This is a genomic window from Pengzhenrongella frigida (genome assembly GCF_004168625.1).
In the GTDB taxonomy this organism is placed as follows: Bacteria; Actinomycetota; Actinomycetes; order Actinomycetales; family Cellulomonadaceae; genus Pengzhenrongella; species Pengzhenrongella frigida.
In genome coordinates this window covers 1-24856 of the sequence record NZ_SDWW01000015.1, presented here as the reverse complement: position 1 = coordinate 24856, position 24856 = coordinate 1, and the positions used below count along the sequence as shown (strand labels likewise).

Annotated in this window: 18 protein-coding genes; 3 read left to right on the top strand and 15 right to left on the bottom strand. The window is 72.8% G+C overall.

Going from position 1 to position 24856, the window contains the following annotated elements:
* Positions 1 to 18 precede the first annotated feature (18 nt).
* The 4 genes from EUA98_RS07905 to EUA98_RS07890 form a co-directional block, all read right to left on the bottom strand.
* The gene (locus EUA98_RS07905) at positions 19 to 1023 is read right to left on the bottom strand and encodes a Gfo/Idh/MocA family protein (RefSeq protein ID WP_130102136.1); all 1005 of its coding nucleotides are present in this window, start codon (positions 1021 to 1023) and stop codon (positions 19 to 21) included.
* A 531-nt stretch (positions 1024 to 1554) separates the two neighbouring features.
* On the bottom strand, positions 1555 to 4371 hold the full coding sequence (gene topA / locus EUA98_RS07900; RefSeq protein WP_130102135.1) for a type I DNA topoisomerase: 2817 nt from the start codon (positions 4369 to 4371) through the stop codon (positions 1555 to 1557).
* 98 nt (positions 4372 to 4469) lie between these two features.
* Positions 4470 to 5450: a phosphatase PAP2 family protein gene (locus EUA98_RS07895; protein ID WP_242511340.1), complete on the bottom strand. Its 981-nt coding sequence runs from the start codon at positions 5448 to 5450 to the stop codon at positions 4470 to 4472.
* A 158-nt stretch (positions 5451 to 5608) separates the two neighbouring features.
* Positions 5609 to 6031, bottom strand: coding sequence for a hypothetical protein (locus tag EUA98_RS07890; protein WP_130102134.1), 423 nt, complete (start codon positions 6029 to 6031; stop codon positions 5609 to 5611).
* A gap of 175 nt (positions 6032 to 6206) precedes the next feature.
* Here EUA98_RS07890 and EUA98_RS07885 point away from each other — a divergent pair, with 175 nt between their 5' ends.
* Together EUA98_RS07885 and EUA98_RS07880 are read left to right on the top strand one after the other, a co-directional pair.
* A complete protein-coding gene (locus tag EUA98_RS07885) occupies positions 6207 to 6962 on the top strand; it encodes a response regulator transcription factor (protein ID WP_130102133.1) in 756 nt (251 codons plus the stop codon).
* Positions 6962 to 8677 (top strand): sensor histidine kinase, encoded by a 1716-nt coding sequence (locus EUA98_RS07880; protein WP_130102132.1) that lies wholly within the window; start codon positions 6962 to 6964, stop codon positions 8675 to 8677. Before EUA98_RS07885 ends, EUA98_RS07880 begins: the two co-directional genes overlap by 1 nt.
* 43 nt (positions 8678 to 8720) lie before the next feature.
* Here the strand turns inward: EUA98_RS07880 and EUA98_RS07875 are convergent, their stop codons facing one another.
* From EUA98_RS07875 to EUA98_RS07830, 10 genes are all read right to left on the bottom strand, one after another.
* Complete coding sequence (locus tag EUA98_RS07875; protein ID WP_130102131.1) at positions 8721 to 9284, bottom strand: hypothetical protein; 564 nt, start codon at positions 9282 to 9284, stop codon at positions 8721 to 8723.
* 214 nt (positions 9285 to 9498) lie between these two features.
* On the bottom strand, positions 9499 to 11610 hold the full coding sequence (locus tag EUA98_RS07870; RefSeq protein WP_165372753.1) for an efflux RND transporter periplasmic adaptor subunit: 2112 nt from the start codon (positions 11608 to 11610) through the stop codon (positions 9499 to 9501).
* Positions 11611 to 11632: 22 nt separating this feature from the next.
* Positions 11633 to 12610, bottom strand: a complete 978-nt coding sequence (locus EUA98_RS07865; protein ID WP_130102129.1) for a hypothetical protein — start codon at positions 12608 to 12610, stop codon at positions 11633 to 11635.
* 67 nt (positions 12611 to 12677) lie between these two features.
* On the bottom strand, positions 12678 to 13910 hold the full coding sequence (locus tag EUA98_RS07860; RefSeq protein WP_130102128.1) for an ABC transporter permease: 1233 nt from the start codon (positions 13908 to 13910) through the stop codon (positions 12678 to 12680).
* Positions 13907 to 14686, bottom strand: a complete 780-nt coding sequence (locus EUA98_RS07855) for an ABC transporter ATP-binding protein (RefSeq protein ID WP_130102127.1) — start codon at positions 14684 to 14686, stop codon at positions 13907 to 13909. Before EUA98_RS07855 ends, EUA98_RS07860 begins: the two co-directional genes overlap by 4 nt.
* Positions 14679 to 15923, bottom strand: a complete 1245-nt coding sequence (locus EUA98_RS07850; RefSeq protein ID WP_130102126.1) for an efflux RND transporter periplasmic adaptor subunit — start codon at positions 15921 to 15923, stop codon at positions 14679 to 14681. Before EUA98_RS07850 ends, EUA98_RS07855 begins: the two co-directional genes overlap by 8 nt.
* A gap of 94 nt (positions 15924 to 16017) precedes the next feature.
* Positions 16018 to 17616, bottom strand: coding sequence for a DUF7059 domain-containing protein (locus tag EUA98_RS07845; RefSeq protein WP_242511339.1), 1599 nt, complete (start codon positions 17614 to 17616; stop codon positions 16018 to 16020).
* Between the two features lie 134 nt (positions 17617 to 17750).
* Entirely contained in the window at positions 17751 to 18404 is a 654-nt protein-coding gene (locus tag EUA98_RS07840) for an endonuclease/exonuclease/phosphatase family protein (RefSeq protein ID WP_130102125.1), read from the bottom strand.
* A gap of 37 nt (positions 18405 to 18441) precedes the next feature.
* Positions 18442 to 20748 carry a sodium-translocating pyrophosphatase gene (locus EUA98_RS07835; RefSeq protein WP_130102124.1) on the bottom strand — a complete coding sequence of 769 codons (2307 nt, stop codon included), beginning with the start codon at positions 20746 to 20748 and terminating at the stop codon, positions 18442 to 18444.
* Between the two features lie 130 nt (positions 20749 to 20878).
* Positions 20879 to 21214 (bottom strand): STAS domain-containing protein, encoded by a 336-nt coding sequence (locus EUA98_RS07830; RefSeq protein ID WP_130102123.1) that lies wholly within the window; start codon positions 21212 to 21214, stop codon positions 20879 to 20881.
* A 92-nt stretch (positions 21215 to 21306) separates the two neighbouring features.
* Here EUA98_RS07830 and EUA98_RS07825 point away from each other — a divergent pair, with 92 nt between their 5' ends.
* On the top strand, positions 21307 to 23868 hold the full coding sequence (locus EUA98_RS07825; protein WP_130102122.1) for a DEAD/DEAH box helicase: 2562 nt from the start codon (positions 21307 to 21309) through the stop codon (positions 23866 to 23868).
* A 146-nt stretch (positions 23869 to 24014) separates the two neighbouring features.
* Here the strand turns inward: EUA98_RS07825 and EUA98_RS07820 are convergent.
* Positions 24015 to 24856: HNH endonuclease signature motif containing protein (locus tag EUA98_RS07820; protein ID WP_130102121.1), on the bottom strand; the 842-nt coding region annotated here is incomplete at its 5' end.

The window sequence follows — 24856 nt, the reverse complement described above, 5'->3', positions numbered from 1 at the left end:
GCCGGCACCCGCGTGCGCCTACTCGCCCGGGTAGACGAGGCCGATCTGCGCGCGGACCGCGTCCAGGGTCCGCAGCACCTCGAGGGTGTTGTCCCAGGTGATCCGCGGGCTCTCGGTCTCGCCCGCCGCGACGCGCCGCGCGACCTCGGCGGCCTCGTACTGCAGCCCGCGTGCCGACGGACGGTCGAAGGTCCACTGGGCGCCGTCGCGGCGCGTGACGGTGAACGAGGTCGGGGCGTAGAAGTCGCCGGCGACCCGGATGTGCCCCTCCGTGCCGGAGATCGACGCCGTGGTCGGCGTCTTCGACCACAGCGTCGTCGACAGGGTGGCCTGCGCGCGCTCACCGTAGGAGAGCACCATGCTGACCTGGCCGTCGACGCCGGTGTCGGTCAGGCGGCCGACCGCGGTGACGGCGTCGGGCACGCCGAGGAAGTCGTGCGCGAACGACACCGGGTAGACGCCGAGGTCGAGCAGCGCACCGCCCGCCAGCTTCGGGTCGAACAGGCGGCTGGCCGGGTTGGGCTCGAACCACTGGCCGTGATCGGCGGTGATGTTGACGATCTCACCGATCTCACCGGACGCGATCACCTGGTGCAGCGCCGCCACGTGCGGCAGGAAGCGGGTCCACATGGCCTCCATCACGAAGACCCCGGCGGCGCGCGCCGCGGCGAAGACCTCCTCGGCCTCACTCGTGTTGCGCATGAACGCCTTCTCGACGAGCACGTGCTTGCCGGCGGCGATCGCCAACAGGGCGTGCGCGCGGTGCTCGGAGTGCGGGGTCGCGATGTAGATGGCGTCGACCTGGGGGTCCTCGACGAGGCCGCGGTAGCCGAGGTGCGTCGTCGGGATGCCGTGCGCCGTGGCGAACCGCTCGACCCGGTCGCGATTGCGTGAGCCGACAGCCAGGAGCGGGGACCGGGTGTGCGAGTTCACCGCATCCGCGAACGCGCCGGCGATGTTGCCGGCGCCGAGGATTCCCCAGCGGAGGGACGGAGCTGTACGAGGGTCGTCGACGTGTGCCATACGCCCCAACATAGTGGCGCGGGAGCGACCCGATCGAGCGCGGCTGCGGACACACGGACCGGTCCGGCATTCGGGTGGTCTGCGGCGACGAACTCCACCGGTTCCTGGCGGTTCGGCCGGATCCGACCAGTGACTTTGCGGCGCGCCGGAAAGTCGTACTACCTGTGACCGGGACTCTGGCGTAGAATTGGTGTTACCGACCGTGCTGTGGGCTTCTGGTCCCGCACGGTCGCGTTCCCGCCTCGCAGGGGGATGCGGGAGCAGGCTGACGACAACTGTGGTTGGAGGTTCGGCAAGTAGCCTCAGCCGCGGTTGGATCACACTGCTCAGTCAGTACAGCGGTGGTCGGTTCAGCGGTATCGAGTGACGCACGTGCGCGCAGATGCGTAGCGTCATCGGACAGCGCTGCGCGGCGCACCCACTCTGAGTTGCGAGGCGCAGCCAGACCGGCTGCGCGGTCCGACTGACAACGCGATCCGACTGACCTCGCGGTCCGGCTGACAGCGCAGCCGGACCGCGAGGCCGACGCCGTCAGCCCTGCGCGGCGGCGGTCTTCTTCGTGACCGTCTTCTTGGCGGCGGTCTTCGTCACCGCGGTCTTCTTCACGGCGGTCTTCGTCGCCGCAGCCTTCTTCGCCGCGGTCTTCTTCACGGCGGTCTTCTTCGCGGCCGTCTTGCGCCCCTTGACCGGACCGCGCGCCCGCTTGTCAGCCAGCAGCTCGGCCGCGCGCTCGAGGGTGATCGTCTCGACCGCGTCCTCGGTGCGCAGCGTCCCGTTCGTCTCGCCGTCGGTCACGTAGGCGCCGAAGCGGCCCTCCTTGACGACGATCGGCTTCTCCGAGACCGGGTCGACGCCGAGCTCGCGCAGCGGCGCCGCCGCCGAGCCGCCGCGTCCACGCTTGGGCTGCGCGTAGATCGCGAGCGCCTCCTCGAGCGTGACGTCGAACATCGCGTCCTCGGTCGCCAGCGTGCGGGAGTCCGTGCCCTTCTTCAGGTACGGCCCGTAGCGCCCGTTCTGGGCCGTGATCGTGTCCCCAGACTCCGGGTCCACACCGACCACCCGCGGCAGGGAGAGCAGCTTGAGCGCGTCCGCGAGCGTCATCGTCGGCAGCTGCATCGTCGAGAGCAGCGAACCAGTGCGGGGCTTCGGCAGCGCCGCGAGCGCCTTCTTCTTCGCCGCGGCCGACAGGCTCGGATCCAGCTCGGGCTCGGGGAGCTGCTCGGTGACGTACGGCCCGTACCGCCCGTTGCGCGCCACGATCGTGGTCCCGGTCGAGGGGTCGACGCCGAGCACCAGGTCACCCTCGGCCTGGGTCTCGAGCAGCTCGCGCGCCTTGGCGACAGTGAGCTCGTCGGGGGCCAGCTCCTCCGGGACGGCGGCCCGCTTCGGGTCGCCCACGGCCCCCGCAACCGGGGTCTCCTCGAGGTACGGCCCGTACCGGCCCACGCGCACGGTGATCCCGTCGCCGATGGCGATCGAGTTGACCTCGCGCGCATCGATCTCGCCGAGGTTCTCCACGGCGTGGCTCAGGCCCTCGATCTCGCCGGCACCCGCGCCGTCGGCGTCGCCGAAGTAGAACCGGCTCAACCACTCGACCCGGTTCTTGTCCCCGGCCGCGATCGCGTCCAGGTCCTCCTCCATGCTCGCGGTGAAGTCGTAGTCGACCAGCCAGCGGAAGTTCTCCTCGAGCAGGCGGGTCACCGCGAACGCGAGCCAGCTCGGCACGAGCGCCTGGCCGCGGTTCGAGACGTACCCGCGGTCCTGGATCACCGAGATCGTCGCTGCGTACGTCGACGGCCGGCCGATGCCGCGCTCCTCGAGCGCCTTGATCAGGCTCGCCTCCGTGAACCGCGGCGGCGGCGAGGTCTGGTGGCCGTCGGCCGTGAGCTCGTTCGCCGTGATCGGGTCGCCCTGCGCGAGCTGCGGCAGCCGGGCGTCGTCGGCCCCCTTGCCGGACGGCGCAGCGGCCTCGTCGGCGTAGCGCTCGGTGTCCCGGCCCTCCTCGTAGGCGGCCATGAAGCCGCGGAAGGTGATGACCGTGCCGGACGCCGCGAAGATGGCGTCGCGGCCGTCGCTCGTGAGGGCCCCGATCTTGACCGAGGCCGTGGAACCGCGCGCATCGGCCATCTGCGAGGCGACCGTGCGCTTCCAGATGAGCTCATAGAGCTTGAACTGGTCCCCCGACAGCTCGTGGGCCACCTGCGCCGGGGTCCGGAACGAGTCCCCCGCCGGGCGGATGGCCTCGTGCGCCTCCTGGGCGCCCTTGGCCTTCGAGGTGTAGATGCGGGGCCCGCTCGGCACGAACTCCGCGCCGTACAGCTCGGCTGCCTGACGGCGCGCCGCGTCGATCGCCTGTGCGCTCAGCGCGGGCGAGTCGGTCCGCATATAGGTGATGTAGCCGTTCTCGTACAGCGACTGCGCGGTGCGCATGGTCTGGCGCGACCCCAGGCGCAGCTTGCGCGAGGCCTCCTGCTGCAGCGTCGACGTCGTGAACGGGGCGGCGGGCTTGCGCGTGTACGGCTTCGTCTCGAGGCTGCGCACGGCGAAGTCGGCGGTCTCGAGCGCGGCGACGAGCACGCGGGCGGCGTCCTCGTCGAGGTGCACGGCCGACCGGGTCGTCAGGATCCCCTGGTCGTCGAAGTCACGACCGGTCGCCACGCGTGCACCGTCGATGGTCGACAGGCGGGCACCGAAGACGGGCTCAGCCGGATCCTGCGTGGCGAGCTGGGCCTTGAGGTCCCAGTAGTCGGCGGCGCGGAACGCCATGCGCTCGCGCTCACGCTCCACGACCAGGCGGGTCGCGACGGACTGCACGCGCCCGGCCGACAGCCCCTGCCGGACCTTGCGCCACAGCACCGGCGAGACCTCGTAGCCGTAGAGCCGGTCGAGGATGCGGCGCGTCTCCTGGGCGTCCACGAGCCGGGTGTCCAGGTCGCGGGTGTTCTCCAGCGCCCGGGCGATCGCCTCCGGGGTGATCTCGTGGAACACCATCCGGTGCACCGGCACCTTGGGCTTGAGCTCCTGGAGCAGGTGCCACGCGATGGCCTCGCCCTCGCGGTCCTCATCAGTGGCGAGATAGAGCTCGTCGGCGTCCTTGAGCAGGCGCTTGAGCTCGGCGACCTTCTTCTTCTTGTCCGCGTCGACGACGTAGTACGGCTCGAAGCCGTTGTGCACATCGACGGCGAACTTTCCGAACGGGCCCTTCTTCATGTCGACCGGCAGCTCGGAGGGCTGCGGCAGGTCACGGATGTGCCCGACGCTCGCCTCGACCTCGTACCCGGAACCGAGGTATCCGGCGATCGTGCGCGCCTTCGCTGGGGACTCCACGATGACGAGCTTGCGGGACATGCGGACCTGCTTCCTGAGGAACCTGAGGCAACCCGGTCAGCCGACCGGGGACGTGACACGGAACAATTGACGTCGATCGGGCACTCTACGACCTCTGGTCAACCCACTCTGCCAGCGGCCTGTCGGACGGCCAGCAGCACGGCGAACGTCAGACAGCTCATCGCGACCACTCCGGAGGCCCCGCCGGCGTACGCCACCAGCAGCTCCGCGCGGGAGTCGAGGTCGCCCGCCGTCGTCCACGAGGCGTACATCCCGTAGGCCGCCGGAACCGCCGCCGCGGCCGCCGCGAGCAGCAGCAGACCGCCGCCGACACCGACCATCGAGGCGCGACGGCGCCCGCTGCGCGACGTCCGCGCCGGGTCCGTCAGCACGAGCTGCCCGGTTGCGGTGCTCGGGGTGTCCGGCCCACCTCGCGGCCGCGAGGCCGAGGCGAGGGCGCACGCCAGCCCGCTCCAGGCCAGGACGACCAAGACCCCGGCGACGACATCACCCGGGCGGTGCCAGCCCCCGACGAGCGTCGAGATCCCGGTCGCCGAGGTGTAGACGGCACCCAGGACGGCGGCCCAGGGTCGGGCTCGCGGGGGCACCACGAACACGAGGGCGGCGGAGACCGATGCCGCCGCGGTGGTGTGCCCGCTCGGGAGCGCGTTGGCGAAGACCGGGGTCGCGTCGAGATCGGGCCGGTCGAAGACGACGTTCTTGAGCACCTGGGTCGTGATGTTCGCCCCGGCCACGAGCAGCGCCACCTGGAGGGCCAACCCGCCTCGGCGGCGCACGACGGCGATGATGACCGCCGCGACCAGGACCACCGCCACGTACGGGATCGAAACGACCTCGAGCACCGGCTCGGCCACCTGCCACAGGCGGTTCCGGCCGTACTCGGCGCCCTCGAACGCGGCCTGGTCCACGCGCTGACCGGCCGCGGATGCCACGAAGACCCGCCAGGTGAGCCAGACACCGAGGGTCGCCAGCACAGCGGTCGTGATCCCGAGCGCGACACCGAGCCGCGAGACGCGTTTCGGTGCGGGCGCCGGGACAACGACCGGCAGGGGTGCCGTGACGGGTCCGGTGGTGCTCACAGGTCCACGGTAGGCGACGGTCCGGAAAGGCAGCGCGCCACTGTGCGGACCGGCGGCGCGAAGAGGCAGCGCGCCACTGCGCGGACCGGCGGCGCGAAACGGCAGCGCGCCACTGCGCTGACCGGCGGCGCGAAAGGGCAGCGCGCCACTGCGGTCGATCACCGCGACGAGACCAGGCGGGGCGCCGCCCCCATCAGCACGGCGTGGTCCCCGACGGCGACGAGGCACGCGCGCGTCTCGGCGTCGATGTTGACGCACATCAGGCAGCCCCCGCGGCGCTCGAGGTCCCAGGCCGCGTCCTCGATCACCTCGGCGGCGCGGGGGCTGCGCAGGCGCGCCGCCTGCAGGTCGAGCACCACGATCGAGGCGCAGGCGGCCAGCGCGTCGAGCAGGGCCCGCAGCCGGCTGGTGTCGTTGCGCCCGAAGCTCCCCACCGGCCGGATCGTGGCGGTGATCCACGCCGGATCCTCCGTCGCCACCAGGGCGGCGGACTGCACCGCGGCGCGGGGGGCTACGGCGGTGCGGGTTGTGGGGCTCGGTGCCGGGAAGCTCAGGACGCGCGACGCCAGGACGGTGCTCATGGTGACCTCCATCGGGCCGTCCGGACTGGTCGGCCAGTGCCCCGACTCTGCTGGCCCGGGCTGTGAGAAGCCTGGGGCCGAGGTCCGCACTTGCTGTGGACCCACGCAGAACTCGCACAGGTTTCTCACAGGGGGGCACCAGCCGCACCACAGCGGATGGCCTCAGACTCGATACATGTCCACCACCACCACCCCGGCCCGCGGTCGCGAGAACCTGACCCGAGCGGACGGCTCGCCGATTCGAGCCCTCGTCGTCGACGACGAGCCCGCCCTCGGCGAGCTGCTCTCGACCGTGCTGCGCTACGAGGGGTGGCAGGTGGAGTCCGCGCTGACCGGGCACGCCGCGATCCGCGCCGCGCGCGCGATGGAGCCGGACGTGATCCTGCTCGACGTGATGCTGCCCGACCTGGGCGGCATCGAGGTCCTGCGCCGGATCCGGGTGACGAACCCCCACGTGCCCGTGCTGTTCCTGACCGCGAAGGACGCCGTCGAGGACCGGATCGCCGGCCTGACCGCGGGCGGCGACGACTACGTGACCAAACCGTTCAGCCTCGAGGAGGTCGTCGCGCGCCTGCGAGCGCTGCTGCGGCGCGCGGGGGCGACGGCGGAGCGCGAGGAGGCCGTCCTCGTCGTCGGCGACCTCACGATGGACGAGGACAGCCACGAGGTCTCGCGCGGCGGGCAGGACATCCACCTGACCGCGACCGAGTTCGAGCTGCTGCGGTTCTTCATGCGCAACCCCAAGCGCGTGCTGTCCAAGGCCCAGATCCTGGACCGCGTGTGGCAGTACGACTTCGGCGGCCAAGCGAACATCGTCGAGCTGTACGTGTCGTATCTGCGGCGCAAGATCGATGCCGGCCGCACGCCGATGATCCACACCCTGCGCGGGGTCGGCTACCTGCTCAAGCCCGGCGAGAGCGCGAAGGCGTGATGACCGAGGCGACGGCCTCGACCCCGACGACGGCGAGCCCGGCCGACGACGCCCAGCCCGGCGGCGCCGAGCCCGGTGGCGCCGAGCCCGGTGGCGCCGAGACGGTCGAGGCATCGGTGAGCCGGAACCCGCCCGCACCCGGTTCGCGGCGCGGCTGGTCCCGGTGGACGCTCCGGCGCCGGCTGGTCGCGGTGCTCATCGCCCTGCTCGCGGGCGTCGCCGGGACGATGGGCGTGGTGTCCGCGCTCGCGCTGCGTGGGACGCTCATCGGGCAGCTCGACTCCCAGCTCACCGCCGCGAGCGACCGGTCTGCGAAGGCGACCGACCGGGACGACGTCGACCGGCCCCGGCCGACCGATCTCACCGAGCTCGAGGACGACCTCACCGACCGCCAGCTCCCCCCCGGGCTGATCGTGCCCGGGCAGGGCGCCGGCACCGTGAACCTCTTCTCGCGCGACGGCGAGATCACCGCCGGGTACTTCGACCGGTCTGGCACCTTCCAGGAGCTCACCTCCGCCCAGGTCGCGGCGCTCGAGGCACTGCCCGCCGACGGCGAGCCGCACTCAGTCGAGCTCGCGGGGCTCGGCGTCTACCGCGCGATCTCGACCACCACGGACGACGGCGATCGCGTCGTGACCGGGTTGTCGACGACCGAGGCGATGCACACCGTGCGGGAGTACATCGCCGTCGAGGCCGTCGTCACGGTGTTCGGCATCCTGCTCGCGCTGGTGGCGGGCATGGTGCTGGTGCGCCGGGAGCTGCGGCCGCTGCAGCGCGTGGCCGCGACCGCGACCCGCGTGTCCGAGCGCCCGCTCGACCGCGGTGCGGTCGCACTCCCCGAGCGGGTCGCGGAGGTCGACACCGACCCGGGCACGGAGGTCGGGCAGGTCGGCGCCGCGCTGAACCGGCTCCTCGGCCACGTCGAGCAGGCCCTCGAGGCACGGCACGAGAGCGAGACGCAGGTGCGTCAGTTCGTCGCCGACGCGAGCCACGAGCTGCGGACGCCGCTCGCAGCCATCCGCGGGTACGCCGAGCTCGTCCGCCACCTGCCCGGTGAGCTGAACCCGGATGCGCTGCGCGCGATGGGTCGGGTGGAGTCGGAGTCGCTCCGGATGACCGCCCTCGTCGAAGACATGCTGCTGCTGGCGCGCCTGGATGCGGGGCGCCCGCTCGGCAGCGACGAGGTCGACCTCGCCGCACTCGCCATCGACGCCGTCGCGGACGCGCACGCCGCCGGCCCCGACCACGTCTGGCAGCTCGACCTGCCGGTCGGCGAGGACTGGTCCGAGCCCACGGACGACGAGGACCAGGACGAGCCCGACGCCCCTCGCGCCGTCGTGATCGGGGACGACCACCGCCTGCAGCAGGTCCTGGTGAACCTGCTCTCGAACGCGCGCGTGCACACCCCGCCCGGGACGGTCGTGCGCACGACGGTCCGGACCGACGGCGAGCACGTGACCGTGGCGATCCAGGACAACGGTCCGGGGATCCCCGAGCCGCTGCGCTCGCACCTGTTCCAACGGTTCACCCGAGGGAACGCGGCGCGCTCACCGGGCGCCGGGTCGACCGGACTGGGACTTGCCATCGTCGACGCGGTGGTCGGCGCGCACGGCGGACGCATCGACGTCGACACGGCGCCGGGCTCGACCATCTTCACGGTCACCCTCCCGGTCGCCCCCGAGGGCAGTCCGAGGGCGGCTCCTGACGCTTCGTGACCGACACCGCTCGACGGACCGCTCGACCGAGCGGTCGCGGTGGCTACGTGTCCGTGTCCGGGTTCTCGTCGGTCGGGGTCGGGAGGCCGTCGGGGGACAGGCGGTCGCCGTCCTGGTCGCCGTCCTGGTCGCCGCGCTCACCGTCCTGGTCGAGCCGACCACCCGGGCCGCCCTCGCCGAAAGCCGGCCGGTCGCCACCCTCCATCGCGATCCGGCCGCCGTCGCCGTCCCCATCGCCGTCGACCGCGTGGCCGACGGCGAAGCCCCCGCCGAACCCGAGGAGGGCGATCAGGACCCCGCCGGCGAACCCGGCCAGGACGGGTCGGCGAGCGACCCGCTCCTTGGCGCTCGGCCGGGCGGGGACCCCTTCCTGCCTGACGGCGCCAGCATCCGAGCCCGCGCTCGCGCTCTCTGCGCCGGGCTCGAAGCCGGGCGGGTAGGACGCGCCGGGGGCCTGAGACGGCATGGGGGTCTGGGCCGCCACCGGGGGCTGGGCCGGCACCGGGGTCGTCGCCTTCGGGAGCGGGCGGGTCGGGTCCTGCGACGTCGTCGACGGCGGCTGAGGGACCTGCGGCTCGTCGCGGCGCGGTCCACTGGAGTCCGTCATGGCGAGTCCTTTCCTTGAGCTGGCTGCACTCGGGCTCGCGGCCTGGTGGTCGCGGAGATCGTCGGAGTGCTGAGAGAGTCAGGATGCAGAGCGAGACTGCGACCGACCTGGTGTGGACCTGTCACCCGGCTGTGAGCAACCGGGTGCAGACCACCGGGTCCGCCGCTCGCCCGTCAGGGTGTGCGGCGGACCCGGTGGACCGCGATCGGGAAGCTCAGCCCCCGGGCCGGAACCCGCCCGCACCCCCGGACGGCATCTCGCCGAAGTCCGGCCGCCCGGTCGTGCCGACCGGATCGGTCGACCCGCCCAGCGACGTGAGGCTGCTGTCCGTCGAGTCCGCGTCCTCGCTGACGAGCACTTCGGAGAGGTCGGCGAGCACGACCTCGTCACCCTCCGTCAGACCCGACAGGATCTCGGTCAGCTCGCTGCCCACCGCCCCGACCTCGACCACCACGTCGGCGGCGACGCCGTCGGCGAGCACCTGGACGGTGGTCGCCGAACCGTCGACGTGCACGGCCGAGCTCGGCACCGTGAGCGTCTGGTCCTGGCTGGCGACGGTCACCACGACCTGGGCCGACGCGCCGTTGAAGAGCGGCTCGTCGGTGCTGTCCACCGCGATGACCACCGCGTACGACGGATCGGACGAGCTCGTGGACGCATTGAGGACACCGATGCTGCTGACCGAGCCCGCCAGGACCTCCGGCGTGCTCGCCACCGTCATCGCCGCCTCCTGGCCTACCGCGACGGTGTCGATCGCGGACAGCGGGACCGTGGTCGTCACGACGAAGCCGTCGTCTCCGATGACCGTGATGACCGCCGTGGCCGACGACGCCGCCACCGTGTCACCAGCGGCGATCGACACGGCCGCCACCGTGCCCGCGACCGGGCTCGTGAGGTCGACGCGACCGATCGCATCCTGTGCGATCGCCACCTCGGCCTCCGCGAGCGCGATCGCTGCCTTGTCGGCGAGGATCGTCGCGGCCGACGCGACGGACGTCGTCGCCTGCCCGGTCGCGGTCGCCTGCCCCGTCGTTCCCGCGGACGACGACGCCGTGGTCGGGGCCGCCGTCGTGGTCGCCGCTGCACCAGAAGCAGCGCTCGACTGCGTACCGGTCGTCGAGGAGGTCACCGAGGGGGTCGTCGATCCCATGGATGTCGATCCCGTGGATGTCGCGGAACCGGCCGACGTACCGGCCGAGGCTGTGGCGGCGGCAACGGCGGCCTGCGCGCCGGTCACCGCATCGTCCAAGGCGGTCGCCAACGCGAGCAGGTCCGCCTGCGCGGTGTTCACGCTCGTCTGATCGGTGAGGACCTGTCCGATCGCCGACTGGCAGGCGGCCAGGGCCTCGGCGGGTGTCGCCGGATCCGTGGACGCCCCGGCGTCGGGCTCGACGGCAGCGCCCTCAACGGCAGCAGCGGCGGCAGCAGCGGCAGCGTCGTCGGCCGACCCCACGTCCGTCGGCTCACCTGCGCTGGTGTCGGCGGCGCTGGCATCGGCGGCGCTGGCATCGTCCCCGGCACTGTCATCGACCGCACTGTCATCGGCCGCCGCAGCGCCGGTGTCGGCGGTGAGGAACGCCTCGCAGGTCGTCTGCGAGGTCGCGAGGGACGTCGTGCTCACCTCGAGGGCGGCCGACGCGAGCTCGTACTGGGCCAGCAGCTCCTGCTGCGCCAGCCTGACCGCCGCCACGGCCGTCGCCACCGGGTCCGCGACGGGGGCGCCCGTCGAAGGCGTCGTCGATCCGCCCGCAGCCGGATCGACCGCGCCGGTGGCCGGTGTGGCCGCCGCGGCAGCGGAGCCACCGGTGGCCGCGCCGGCCGAGGCACTCCCCGACGCCGCCGAGGAGGTCGCCGTCGCCGTCGTGGAGGTCGCCGTCTGGGAGTCCAGGTCATCCTCGAGCTGCTGCTCGGCGTCGGCCAGCGCGGACGCCGCGTCCTCGACCGCGGTCTCGAGCGAGGCCGAGTCGAGCGTGGCGAGCACCGCTCCGGCGGCCACCGTGTCACCGACCGCCACCGGGACTGCCGCGACGGTTCCCCCGACCGAGAAGGCGGTGTCGAACCGCGTCGCGGACGAGACCGTGCCGACGGCACCCAGCGTCTGTTCGACGGCCCCCACCGAGGCGGTCGCGGTGCGGTACGCCGGCCCCGCGTCACGGCCGGTCGCGAGCGCGACCCCGCCACCAGCGAGGCACAAGGCCAGGACGCCCGCCCCACCGGCGACCAGCCGGCGTCGACGGACCCGCCGACGCGCTGCGGCCTGCCGCACCGAGACCCGGTCCGCCGTCCGCTCCGTCGACGAACGCTCCGTCGATCGAGGCTGAGTCACTGGATGCTCTGTCGCCGGACGCTCAGTCATCGCTGGCCGCGTCTCCGGTGGGGCGACGATCCATGCCGCCACCCATCCCGCCCATCCCGGTGGCCTGCGAGCAGCCGCCGTCGTCGGCGACCGACAGGGCGAGCGTCGTCGCGGTCAGCTGGCCGCTGTCGTCGCTCTCCCCCTGTGCCGTGGCGCACTGCCCGACGACGATCGCCGTGGCATCGGCCGCCATGGTCGACGTGTAGGTGGTGGCGGTCGCGTCTGCGGCGCTGACCTCAACCGTCTCGGACGTGGTCGCACCGTCCTGGCCGGTGACCTGGACGGTGATGGTCGTACCGAGGACGGCGGTGACGAGGCCGCTCACCCGCTGCCCGAAGCCGCCCGGCATCGCGCCGTCGGTCGGCAGGTCCGCCGGCATGTCGGTCGGCATGTCGGCCGGCATGTCGCCGTCGGTCGGCATATCCGTCGGCAGGTCCGTCGGTGCCGTGCCGCCCGCCATCGGCCCCCCGCCGAACCCGGTCGCGCAGGCCCCATCCACGGCGGCGGTGATGCGTACGGTCGTCGCCACGTCGGCCGCGGCATCGTCGGCCGCGGTGTCGTCGGTCGCGGTGTCGTCGGTCGCGGTGTCGTCGGTCGCGGCATCGTCGGCCGCGGACTGCGACGAGGCCACGATGCACGAGCCGACCGTGACCTGATCGAGCGTCGCACCGACCGTCTGGGTGATCACGGTCGCGTCGGTGTAGGTGACGGCGGTCTGCGTGTCGGTGCTCTGGACCTGCAGCACCGCGCCGGTGACGGCCGCGATGGTGCCGCTCACGCCGCCGCCGCCGTCGGGCATGCCCCCGACACCCCGGTCGGACGTCGCCTCGTCCTGGGTGGCCGCGGTCGGCTCGGCCGCGGCGCTGGACTCGGTCGCGCCGGAGCACCCGGTCAGCAGGAGCAGGGCGATCGCGACGGCGGGGACGGCGAGCCGGGTTTTCGAGCGGGTGAGGGAGGTCGAGCTGGACATGGGGGGCTCCTGACGTCGTGCCGGAAGAACGGAAGTCGTACGGACGGGTGCGTCACTCGCTGCCGCGTCACTCACTGCGGAGCGCATCGATCGGAGCGAGCCGCGCGGCTCGGGTGGCCGGATAGACGCCGAACACGAGGCCGATCGCCATCGCGATGGCGATGGATCCGGCGACGGCGACGCCCGAGACGACGATCGACGTGTCCAGCAGGTCCGGCAGGACCCGGGCCGCGACGATCCCGAGCCCGGCGCCGAGCACGCCACCGGCGAGCCCGAGCACCGTCGCCTCGACGAGGAACTGGCGCCGGATCGCCCACGGCGGGGCGCCGAGCGCCTTGCGCAGCCCGATCTCCCGGGTCCGTTCGGTGACCGAGACCAGCATGATGTTCATGACCCCGATCCCCCCGACCAGCAGCGACAGGCCCGCGATCCCGGTGAGCAGCACGGTCAACGTCCGGTAGACGGCCGTGGCCGTGCTGACCAGCGAGTCCTGGCTGTTGATCGAGAAGTCGGCGTCGTCCACGCTGCTGATCGAGTGCAGGTTGAGCAGGAGGGTCTCGGCCTCCTGGTTCGCGGCCGAGAGCTGATCGGTCGACTCGGCCTGCAGGTAGATCGTGGAGACGGAGTTGCGATCCGTCCCGCCCACGACCTGGTCCGCCATCGTCGACAGCGGGATGACCGCCAGGTCGTCGAGGTCGCTCGCGGCGTCCGCACCCTCCTCGGTCAGCACGCCGACGACCGTGAAGGTGAGGTCCTCGATCGTCACCACCTGCCCGACGGCGTCGGTCGTGCCGAACAGCTCCGTGGCGGTCTGCGACCCGAGCACGACGACGGCCGCGCCCGCGGCGTCGTCGTCGGCCGTGAAGAACGCACCCGAGGCGAGCTCGCGGCCACGGACGTCGGTCCACGCCGCGCTCGTGCCGACCACCGACGTGGTCCAGTTCGTCGAGCTCGTCTCGACGGACAGCGAGCTGGTCTTCTCCGCGGCCACCGCCGCGACATCCGGGGCCGTGACCTCGGAGGTGAGTGCCGCGGCGTCGGCGCGGGTGAGCGTGGCGCTCGACCCGAAGCCGCCGCGCATCCCCGACGTGTCCGTGCTGCTCCCCGGCGTGACGATGAGCAGGTTGCTGCCCAGCGCGCTGATCTGCGCCGACACGTCCTTCTGCGTGCCGAGGCCGAGCCCGACCGTGAGGATCACCGCGGCGATGCCGATGAGGATCCCGAGGACGGTCAGGGTCGATCGCAGACCGTGGGCGCGCACCGCGGACAGGCCGGTGCGCAGGGTCTCGGTCCAGCTCATCGGCCGTTCACCTCGTCGGTGTGGATGCGGCCGTCGCGGACCCAGACGATCCGTCGGGCCCGCTGCGCGACCTCGAGCTCGTGCGTGATCAGCACGAGCGTGCGTCCTTGCGCGTGGAGCTCGTCGAACAGCCCGAGCACGTCGGTCGTGGAGGTCGAGTCGAGGTTGCCGGTGGGTTCGTCGGCCAGGATCAGCGACGGTTCGCCCACGAGCGCTCGGGCCACCGCGACCCGCTGCTGCTGACCGCCGGACAGCTCACCGGGGCGGTTTGCGAGCCTGTCCCCCAGTCCGACGCGCTCGAGGGCCTCGATCGCGCGCTGCTTGCGCTCGTGCATCGGCACCCGGCCGTACATCAGCGGCAGCTCGACGTTGCGCCAGGCGGGCAGCGACGCCAGCAGGTTGAACTGCTGGAACACGAACCCGATCCGCCGGTTGCGGATCTGGGCCAGCTCGACCTCGTCGAGCTCGCTGACGTCGTCGCCGCTGAGGTGGTACTCGCCGGCGGTGAGGGTGTCGAGGCACCCGATGATGTTCATCAGGGTCGACTTGCCGGACCCGGACGGTCCCATGATGGCGACGTACTCGCCCTCGTGGATCTGCAGGTCGATCCCGCGCAGCGCCTCGTACTCGAGCGTTCCGGTGCGATAGGTCTTGCCCGCGCCATGAAGGTCGATGACGGGGTCGGCGCCGTGGCGGCCGGCCGGGCGCGGGGCGGACCGGGTGTCGGTGCCGGTGTCGGTGTCGGTGCCGGTGTCGAACGAGAGGGCTTCAGCCATTGGACGGCGCCCCCGGAACCATGCCGCCGGGCATCCCGCCGGCGGGGAAGTCGGACGGGAACTCCCCGGTACCCCGCTCCTGCGTGGAGTCCTGCTCCGTGCCCTCCTGCTGGGTCGACGCCGTGACGACCGTCACGAGCACCTCGTCGCCCTCCACGAGGCCGGTGAGGATCTCGGTCATCTGGTCCACGGTGTCCCCCACGGTCACGACCGTGGTGATGTCCGCGGCGTCGTCGCCCGTGCCCGCCTGGGTGACGGTCGACTCGCCGTCGACCGTGCGGACCGCGCCGCTCGGGACCGTGAGAACGTCGACGCGGCGTTCGTAGACGATCACCGCGTCGGCCGAGACGCCGTCGTACAACCCCGCCGGGGCGCCGGTGACCGCGACCGCGACGGGGAAGCCGGCGACCCCGCCGGTGGACGTCGAGATCAGGCCGATCTCGGCGACCGTCCCGAAGATCGGGGCCTCCGCGCCGTCCAGCGTGATCTCGACCTGGTCGGCGACCGCGATGAGGGCGACGTCGGCGTCGTCGACCGTGAGGTCGAGCTGCCAGCTGTCGGTACCGACGATGACGAACTGGGCGCTCGAGGTCGTGGTGGCGGTCGTGGTCGCGCCGGCCGTCGCGCCGGCGCCGGCGCCACTTCCCGTGCCCGACGACGAGGCGGACCCGGTGACCGCCTCGCCGACCGTGAGGTTGACCTCGGTGAGCAGCCCGGCGACCGGAGCGGTGAGGGTCGAGCCCGCCATCGCCTCGGTCGCGGTGTCCACCTCCGCCTGCGCGACGTCGACCTGCGCCGAGCTGGCCGCGATCTGCGCCGCCGAGGCGTCGGTGCCGTCGTCGTCGTCCTGCGCGTCGGACAGCTTCGCGGCCGCCGAGGCGAGGGTCGCCTTCGCGGCGAGCAGGTCGGCGTTGAGATTGAGGGTGTCGATGGTCGCAAGCGTCTGCCCCGCGGTGACCGTCTGGCCCGCCGCGACGGCGACCGCCGTGACGGTGCCGCCCGACGCGAAGCTGACGTCCTCCTGGACGGTGGGGGTCACGGTCCCGCTCGCCGCGACGCTCTGCTCGAGCGTGGTGAGGCTCGCAGCGACGGCCTGACTCGTCACCTCGGGTGCCGTCGTGCTCGCCGAGGCGTCCCGGATGCCGAACCAGTACACCCCCGTCACGGCGACGATGACGGTGAGGATCCCGGCGGACACCCGGGTTCGGACGCGGGTTCGCCGCAACAGCTTGAGCATGGTCTCCCTGACGACGTGCGCCTACCTGGACGCCACAGACGATAGGAACGGGTCCTGGGCTCTCCCCAGCACCAACCCATGTACTACCTGTGAATCACGGGGTGACCAGCAGCAGCCCGTCGCGCACCAGGCCGCGGAGCGAGGGCAGGACGTCCGCCGCGACGTCGTCGGCCGCGACCCCGAGCAGCGCGGCGATCCCGCCCACGAGCTGCCCGACGGCGAGCTCGCCGTCGCACGCGCCCACGAAGCCCGCGAGCGCGGTGCCGGCCTGGACCGCGCGGCCGAGCCCGCCGCCCTGGCGCACGAGGACGACGCTCGGGTCGGCGCTGCCGGGGGTGAAGTAGCGCTCCTCGGTGACGTCGCCGGCCACGGTCAGGTGCGCGGCGGCGAGCGCGGCGTCGTCGGTCGACTCGAGCCAGTCGTGCGCGGCCAGGTTCGCCGCCAGGTGCGCGCCGAGGGGTTGGTGCAGGGCGCCGGTCTGCTCCTCGAGCCGACGCAGCGTCGGCGGACCGGCGAGCGGGCGCCGCAGGGTGATGATGCCGAAACCGATCCCGGCGACGTCGCGCGAGGCGAAGTCGTCGAGCCAGGCCGCGTACTGCGCGGCCCACGCGGCACGGTCGCGATCGGGGGTCGAGCCACCGTCGCGGATCCAGGTCTCGGCGTACTCGGCGGGGTCCTGGAGCTCGCGCTGGATGACCCAGCCGTCCAGGCCCGCGGCGTCGAGCCACTCCCCGACCCGCTCGTGCCACGCCTCACCGCTGCGGACCTCCCAGTTGCCGAGCAGCTGGGCGACGCCGCCGGGTTCGAGCACGGCACCGACCCCGGTCACGAGCTCCCGCACGATCGCGTCACCCGCGCGCCCGCCGTCGCGGTAGTCGTACTCGGGGACGCCGGCCGCTCGCGGGGTGATCACGAACGGCGGGTTCGACACGACCAGGTCGAACCGCTCGCCGGCGACCGGCTCGAGCATCGAGCCCGCGCGCAGCTCGAGCCGATCCGGCCCCACGCCGGCCAGGGCCGCGTTGAACCGGGCGAACGCGAGCGCGCGGGCCGAGATGTCGGTGCCCGTCACCGCGCGGGAGTGCCGGGACGCGTGCAGCGCCTGGATGCCGCAGCCGGTACCCAGGTCGAGGACCCGGTCGCGCCGGTCGCGGACCGTCACCTGTGCGAGCGTGGTCGAGGCCCCGCCGACGCCGAGGACGTGGTCGGTGCGCAAGGCCCGACCGGTCGCGAGCTCGCCGAGGTCGGACGCGAGCCACCAGTCGACGGTCCCCGCGGCATCCGCGGCCTCGTAGGGGCGCAGGTCGACGACCGCGCGGACGACGTCATTGCCTTGCGATCCCGCCGCCTCGACCAGCCCGAGGCGCACGGCGCCGTCGACCCCCGACCGGGCGAATGCCTGCTCGACCGCCTCCCGCGGGACCTCGGCTCCGAGCACGAAAAGCCGGACCAGGGCGGCGAGCCGCGCGTCACGGCCGGCCATCACCCGGGCGGTGGCACGCAGCGCCGGCAGCGGCTCCTCGCGGTGCAGCGCCGCGGACGCGAGCGGGCCGAGCAGGTCTTCGACGGCGGGCACGGTGTACCCGGCACCGGTGAGGTCGGCGCGCAACGCGTCGAGCAGGGCCGGTTCGGTCCGCGGAGCGTCGGTCGACGGGTGGGTCGCTGCCCGGGGCACTGCGTCATTCGTGGTCACGCGCCATTCTCCCGCGCCGGCAGTGGATGCCGTCGACACCGCGGGACACCGACTCCGCGGGACGTGACGCCGGGACGTCGTACCGCGCGACGTCGTACCGCGCGACGTCGTACCGCGCGACGTCGACCGGTGACCTACGTCGTGAGGTCGACGACGATCGGGAGGTGGTCGCTCGCCCGGCGGGTCGCGGCGTCGTCGGGCACGCTCGAGCCGGTCACGCCCACCGCGGGGCTGATCAGTACGGCGTCCAGGCGACGGCGCGGCCGCAGCGCCGAGAACGTCGGCCGTGGTGGATCCACGGCGTCGCGCAGCTCCCGGGTCAGCCGGAGCCAGGTGGGGCCGCCGGGCACCTCGTTCACGTCGCCGACGACGACGCGCGGCCCGGGTGCCGACGCCGGCCCGCCGAGGATCCGGTCGACGTGATCGAGGCGTTCGGCGCTCGCCAGGGCCAGATGCACCACGACGACCAGGACCCCGTCGACGCGGGCGACCGAGTACCCCCGTCGCGTGCGGCCCAGGTGCCACGGCAGGCGGTACGCGCGCGCCGCGGTGACGTCGACTCCCGGGGCGACGAGCAGCGCCGTCGTGCGTGCGCCGTGCCCGCCGACCGCGACCTGCAGGCCGCAGTCGGCAGCGAGGCGCCGCAGCCGACGCCGCCCGAACGGACCGCGGGGCGGCTCCTGGATGCCCAGGACGTCGGGCGCCGCGGCCCTGATGACCTCGACGAGCGCCGCCTGGTCGAGCTTGCACCCCTTGATGTTGTACGTCATCACGCGCAGCCGGCCCATCGCCCCACCTCACCGCCGGATGGTTGCCGGCACCACGTCAGCCGGGCTGGGGGGTGTTCGCGGCGACAGCGTGCGACTCGACCTCGGCACCCAACCTGGCCGCCCGCAGCCGGGACGCGATCACCGCACCGAAGGCGACGGCGGCGGCCACGACGGCGATCCCGAGCCGCACCGGCGTGCTCGCGTTCTCCCCGACGGTCACCGCGACGATCGCGGGCGCGATGAGCAACGAGACCAGGTTCATCACCTTGATGAGCGGGTTGATCGCCGGCCCGGCCGTGTCCTTGAACGGGTCACCGACGGTGTCGCCGATGACGACGGCTTCGTGCGCCGGCGAGTTCTTGCCGCCGTAGTGGCCGTCCTCGACGATCTTCTTGGCGTTGTCCCACGATCCGCCGGAGTTCGCCAGGAACACCGCCATGAGCACGCCGGTCGCGATCGCCCCCGCGAGGAACCCGGCGAGCGGGCCCACGCCGAGCCCGAAGCCGACGGCGATGGGCGCGGAGGCGGCGAGCAGACCCGGGGTGGCGAGCTCACGGAGCGAGTCACGCGTGCAGATGTCGACGACCTTGCCGTACTCGGGCCGGACCTCACCGGTCATGATCCCGGGGTTGTCGCGGAACTGACGGCGCACCTCGAACACGATCGCGCCGGCGGCCCGGGTGACCGCGTCGATCAGCAGCCCCGAGAACAGGAACACGGTCGCGCCGCCCAGGATCACCCCGACCAGGGTGATGGGCGAGATGATGTCGTACGCGAGCATCGCGGCGGGGATCCCACCGACCTCGGCCTCGCTCCCGAGCTCGGCCAGGGACGTCGTGACGGTGTCGGCGTAGGAGCCGAACAACGCGGTGGCGGCGAGCACGGCGGTCGAGATCGCGATGCCCTTGGTCACGGCCTTGGTCGTGTTGCCGACGGCGTCGAGGTCGGTGAGGACCTTCGCGCCCTCGGGCGTGACGTCGCCCGACATCTCGGCGATGCCCTGGGCGTTGTCGCTGACCGGCCCGAAGGTGTCCATCGCGACGATCACCCCGACGGTCGTCAGCAGGCCGCACCCGGCCAGGGCGATGAGGAACAGCGCGAGCACGACCGAGCCGCCCGAGAGCAGGAACGCCGCACAGATCGCCGCGGCGATGATGCCCGCGGTGTACGCGGTCGACTCGAAGCCGACGCCCATCCCGGACAGCACGACGGTCGCCGCGCCCGTGAGCGAGGTCCGGGCGACGTGCAGCGTGGGCTTCGAGGTGGTGCCGGTGAAGTAGCCGGTGAGCTTGAGGATGATCCCCGCGAGCACGATCCCGATGATGACCGCGCCGGTGGAGATCAGGCGGGGGTCGGCGGTGTTCTCGGCGAGCGCGGCCCCGATGCCGGGCAGGTCGGCCATGGTGGACGGCAGGTAGACGAATGCGGCGATCCCCGAGAGCACGGCGGCGACCGCGGCCGAGATGTAGAACCCGCGGTTGATGGCCGCGAGGCCGCTCTCCTGGCCCCGGACGCGGGTGATCAGGACGCCGAGCACGGCGGTGAGCGCGCCGATGGCCGGCACGATCAGCGGGAAGACGAGGCCCTGCTCGCCGAACGCGGCCTTGCCCAGGATCAGCGCGGCGACGAGCGTCACGGCATACGACTCGAACAGGTCCGCGGCCATGCCGGCGCAGTCGCCGACGTTGTCGCCCACGTTGTCGGCGATCGTCGCAGCGTTGCGCGGGTCGTCCTCCGGGATGCCCTGCTCGACCTTTCCGACGAGGTCGGCGCCGACGTCGGCCGCCTTGGTGAAGATGCCGCCGCCGACCCGCATGAACATCGCCAGCAGCGCCGCGCCGAAGCCGAAGCCCTCGAGCACCGCGGGGGCGTCGCCCTTGTAGAGGAGCACGACGGACGCGGCCCCGGCCAGGCCGAAGCCGACGACGCACATGCCGACGACCCCGCCGGTCCGGAACGCGATCTGGGCACCCTCGGCGCGCCCGCCGGGCAGCGAGGCGACCGCAGCGACGCGCACGTTGGCCCGGGTCGCGAGCCACATGCCCAGGTAGCCGATCGCGGCCGAGGCACCGGCCCCGAGCAGGAAGAACATCGATCGACCGATCCGGATCCCGGCGTCTCCGGGCAGGAGGAACAGCAGGGCGAACACGATCACGGCGAACAGGGCGAGCGTGCGGAACTGTCGGTTCAGGTACGCCGCCGCACCCTCCTGGATCGCTGCGGCGATGTCTTGCATCTTCTGGGTGCCCTCGTCGGCCGCGAGCACCTGACGGCGGAGCACGATCGCGAAGAACAGACAGGCGACGGCGATGGCGGCAACGATGCTGACGATGGTGAGGCTCGTGGAACCGAGCGTGAGCATCCGTCCTCCTTGACGACTGCGTGGCCTGTGTCGTTCCTGGCCCCGGGGCCACGCGGCGTCATTGCCGTGCGGTCGAGGCGAAGTCTAGTCAGGGCAATCCGGCAAACCGTCACTATTGCCGCCGGGCCGGTCAACCAGCGAGCGCATCCTCGATCGCGGGGTGGATGGTGAACACCTGAGTGAGCGCGGTGATCCGGAAGACCTTCAAGACCTTCTCCTGGTCGATGACCAACTGCAGCCGGCCACCGAAACCCCGGATCTTCTTGAGCGCACCCACGAGCACGCCGAGCCCGGTGGAGTCGAGAAAACCCACTCCGGTCAGGTCGACGATAATGTCGGTGTGCTCGGCGTCGATCAGGTCCGCCAGCTTCTCGCGAAGCACGGCCGCTGTGTACACGTCGACCTCGCCCGAGACCTCCACGACGGTGAAGTCACCGCGTTCGCGGCTTGTGACTGAGAGTTCCATGACTCACCCCCTTGGATGCTGCGACACATTCAACCAAACGGAGGCCCGCGAACCCGCATCGGGCAACTCGCCTGCGCACATGCGATGGGAGAATGTGGCGTGGTCAGCCGGTGAGTGACACGGACGCGCTGCTCGACGTGCTGCGCGCGGGCGGACGCCGGGCCGACCGGCTCACCCATGTCGAGCACATCCCGGCGCGAGCCGGCGAGCAGGTCGACTGGCCCGCCTGGGCCGACCGCTCGATCGTCGCCGGGTACCGCGCGCTGGGGGTCGAGCGTCCGTGGCGGCACCAGGCCGAGGCGGCCGACGCCGCCTGGTCGGGCCGACACACGGTGATCGCCACGTCCACGGGATCGGGCAAGTCCCTCGCGTTCTGGCTCCCGGCCCTGACCGCCGTGCGGGCGGACATCGGCGCCGGGATCCTCGACCCCGGCCGGATCGAATCGGTGCAGCGGCGGGGTTCGGTGCTGTACCTCTGCCCCACCAAGGCGCTGGCAGCCGACCAGCTCGTCGCGCTCGACCGCCTGCTCACCGCGGCGCACTCCCGGGATCTGCGGGTGGCGACCTGCGACGGGGACACGGCAGTCTCGGAGCGTCGCTGGGTCCAGGACTACGCCGACGTCGTGCTCACCAATCCCGACTTCCTGCACTTCGCCCTGCTGCCGGGCCATCGCCGCTGGGCCCGGCTGCTGGCGTCGTTGCGCTACGTCGTCGTCGACGAATGCCATGCGTTCCGCGGCGTCTTCGGCGCCCACGTGGCCCTGGTGCTGCGCCGACTGCGCCGACTGGCGGAGTACTACGGCACCGGACCGGGACCGACGTTCGTGCTCGCCTCGGCCACCACGTCTGACCCGGCCGCCAGCGCGGCACGCCTGCTGGGGGTCGACGCGGACGACGTCGTCGCGGTGACCGCCGACGCGTCGCCCGCCGGGCGCAAGACCTTCGCCCTGTGGCAGCCGCCCGAGCTGCCCGGCGCGGCCGCGCCGTGGTCCAGCGCTCCGCTCGAGATCGACCCGTGGGCGACCGACGTCGGCGGCGCCGACCCGTGGGCGACCGTCGGCGGCGCCGACCCCGGCCCGGTCGGTCCCCGCCGCGGCACCGGCACCGGCACCGGGGCCGGCGCCGATGCATCGCCCTGGAGCGCGGTCGAGGACGACCCGGAGCGCCCCCGCCGGTCGGCCACCGCGGAGATCGCCGAGCTGCTCGCCGACCTCACGGTCGCGGGGGCGCGCACCCTCGCGTTCACCCGGTCCCGACGCGCGGCCGAGTCGGTCGCGACCGTCACCCAACGGCACCTGATCGCCGTCGATCGCCGGCTCGCCGGCCAGGTGGCCGCGTACCGCGGTGGCTACCTGCCCGAGGAGCGACGGGCCCTCGAGGCGTCGATCCGCAACGGCACGCTGCGCGCGCTCGCGACCACCAATGCCCTCGAGCTCGGGGTCGACATCTCGGGGCTCGACGTCGTCCTCATCGCGGGCTGGCCCGGCACCCGGGTGTCCCTCTGGCAGCAGGCGGGGCGAGCGGGCCGGGCGGGTGCCGACGGTCTCGTCGCGCTGGTCGCGCGGGAGGACCCGCTCGACACGTTCCTCGTGCACCACCCGGAGGCGATCTTCGCGACACCGGTCGAGGCCACCGTCTTCGACCCAGCGAACCCGTACGTGCTCGCCCCGCACCTCTGCGCGGCCGCGGCCGAGCTCCCGCTGCGGGCGGAGGAGCTCGCGCTCTTCGGCGCCGACACCCGCGCGCTGCTCGACGTGCTGGTCGAACGGGGGGCTCTGCGGCGGCGCCCCTCGGGTTGGTACTGGACCCACCACGAAAGCGCGGCCCGGCTCACCAACCTCCGCGGGACCGGCGGCGACCCGGTGCGCGTCGTCGAGGAGTCGACCGGGCGGATGCTCGGCACCGTCGATGCGGCGGCGGCGGACGCGACTGTTCATCCGGGCGCCGTCTACGTGCACCAGGGCACCACGTTTGTCGTGAACGAGCTCAACTTGGCCGACAGCGTCGCGCTCGTCGGGCAGCGCACCGTCGACTTCGGAACCTGGGCGCGGTGGATGACTTCCATAGAGATCCGCGCCACCACCGAGGAACGAGACTGGGGGCCGGTGACCTGGGGATTCGGCCAGGTCGACGTCACAACACAGGTCATGAGCTTCCAGCGCAAGAAGATCCCCGAGATGCGGGTGCTGGGCACCGAGACCCTCGACCTGCCCGCCCGGACTCTGACGACCACCGCGGTCTGGTGGACCGCACCGGCATCCGTCCTGACGGAGGCGGGAATCACCGCTGAGGTCGCTCCCGGGGCCCTGCACGCGGCGGAGCACGCGTCGATCGGGCTCCTCCCCCTCCTCGCGACCTGCGACCGCTGGGACCTCGGCGGTGTATCGACCGCCCTGCACGTCGACACCGAGCAGGCCACGGTCTTCGTCTATGACGGATACCCCGGCGGTGCCGGCTTCGCCGAACGCGGCTTCCGGCTGGGTGCGACCTGGTTGCGGGCGACCCGCGAGGCGATCGCCACGTGCCGGTGCGCGTCCGGTTGCCCCGCCTGCGTGCAATCGCCGAAGTGCGGCAACGCCAACAACCCGCTCGAAAAGGCGGCGGCAATCCGCCTGCTCGACGCGGTACTGGCCCACGCCCCAGCCGGAACCTGACGCCACCTCCAACCGCCGAGGAGCCCTGGGGCGAACCGTGAACGGTCCCGTGTCCGTGTCCGTGTCCGTGCACCCGCGGACGGCTCCGGCACTTGTCAGGCGAGCGCCGTCGGTCAGCCCGCGGGGTTGGCGACCCGGACCGCTCATCACGTGCCGACGAGGTCGTCATCACCAAGACCGCCCAGGTCGAGCTCGTCCGGTGGCTGGAGAGTCGATCCCCACCCCGATCGCGATGCTTCATTGGTTGACGGCGGCGCCGGCGGCGGGGCAGGCAGTCCGGTCGGCGGCGGCGCCGCTCCTTGTGGCGGGGGTGGCGCAAGCCCGGGCGGCGGTCCAGCCCGGCCGCCGTCCCCAGGGTCGTGCCCGCCATGGCGTGCGGCTTCTCGTCCGATCGGGTGTCCGTTCCGGTCGCGGAACTGGTAGCTGACCAGGGCGATGCCGTCGCCGGTGTATCCGGGGGTGTGCTTGGGGTGGCGGGTGATGGTCAGGTCGCGGCGGTGGGTTTCGTGGTGGTGGAAGTCGCACAGCAGCACGCCGTTGTCGGCGGACGTCTCGCCGTGGTCGCGGCCCCAGTGGAGCAGGTGGTGGATCTGGCACCAGCGGGCGTTCAGGGCGCAGCCGGGCCAGGAGCAGTGGCGGTCGCGGGCGATGACCGCGCGGCGCAGGGCCCCGGTGTAGCGGCGTTGGGTGCGGCCCAGGTTCACCGGGGTCCCCTGGGCGTCCAGGACGATGCGGGTGATCTCGCAGTCGCACAGGGCGACGGCGATCACGGTGAACGGGACCGGGGTGCCGTCCTCCCAGGTCGCGGGCGGGAAACACATCGCCCCGGGCGCACCCGCAGCGCCATCGGCGCAGTCACGAGCAGCAGCGTCGCCGTCCGTGCCGTTGCCGCCCTCACTGTCGTGGTCGGGGAGGGGGAAGCCGAAGGTTTGCAGGGCGGTGCGGCGGCGGGTGAGTTCGGTGGTGGCGGCGTGCCAGGTGGTCTCGG

Bases quoted from the DNA above. Each gene is read 5' to 3' on its own strand.
- EUA98_RS07835 (WP_130102124.1), bottom strand. From the start codon at position 20,748: ATGCTCACGCTCGGTTCCACGAGCCTCACCATCGTCAGCATCGTTGCC.
- EUA98_RS07850 (WP_130102126.1), bottom strand. From the start codon at position 15,923: ATGCTCAAGCTGTTGCGGCGAACCCGCGTCCGAACCCGGGTGTCCGCC.
- EUA98_RS07885 (WP_130102133.1), top strand. From the start codon at position 6,207: ATGTCCACCACCACCACCCCGGCCCGCGGTCGCGAGAACCTGACCCGA.
- EUA98_RS07875 (WP_130102131.1), bottom strand. From the start codon at position 9,284: ATGACGGACTCCAGTGGACCGCGCCGCGACGAGCCGCAGGTCCCTCAG.
- EUA98_RS07880 (WP_130102132.1), top strand. From the start codon at position 6,962: ATGACCGAGGCGACGGCCTCGACCCCGACGACGGCGAGCCCGGCCGAC.
- EUA98_RS07855 (WP_130102127.1), bottom strand. From the start codon at position 14,686: ATGGCTGAAGCCCTCTCGTTCGACACCGGCACCGACACCGACACCGGC.
- EUA98_RS07830 (WP_130102123.1), bottom strand. From the start codon at position 21,214: ATGGAACTCTCAGTCACAAGCCGCGAACGCGGTGACTTCACCGTCGTG.
- EUA98_RS07825 (WP_130102122.1), top strand. From the start codon at position 21,307: ATGTGGCGTGGTCAGCCGGTGAGTGACACGGACGCGCTGCTCGACGTG.
- topA (WP_130102135.1), bottom strand. From the start codon at position 4,371: ATGTCCCGCAAGCTCGTCATCGTGGAGTCCCCAGCGAAGGCGCGCACG.
- EUA98_RS07905 (WP_130102136.1), bottom strand. From the start codon at position 1,023: ATGGCACACGTCGACGACCCTCGTACAGCTCCGTCCCTCCGCTGGGGA.
- EUA98_RS07840 (WP_130102125.1), bottom strand. From the start codon at position 18,404: ATGGGCCGGCTGCGCGTGATGACGTACAACATCAAGGGGTGCAAGCTC.
- EUA98_RS07860 (WP_130102128.1), bottom strand. From the start codon at position 13,910: ATGAGCTGGACCGAGACCCTGCGCACCGGCCTGTCCGCGGTGCGCGCC.
- EUA98_RS07890 (WP_130102134.1), bottom strand. From the start codon at position 6,031: ATGAGCACCGTCCTGGCGTCGCGCGTCCTGAGCTTCCCGGCACCGAGC.
- EUA98_RS07865 (WP_130102129.1), bottom strand. From the start codon at position 12,610: ATGTCCAGCTCGACCTCCCTCACCCGCTCGAAAACCCGGCTCGCCGTC.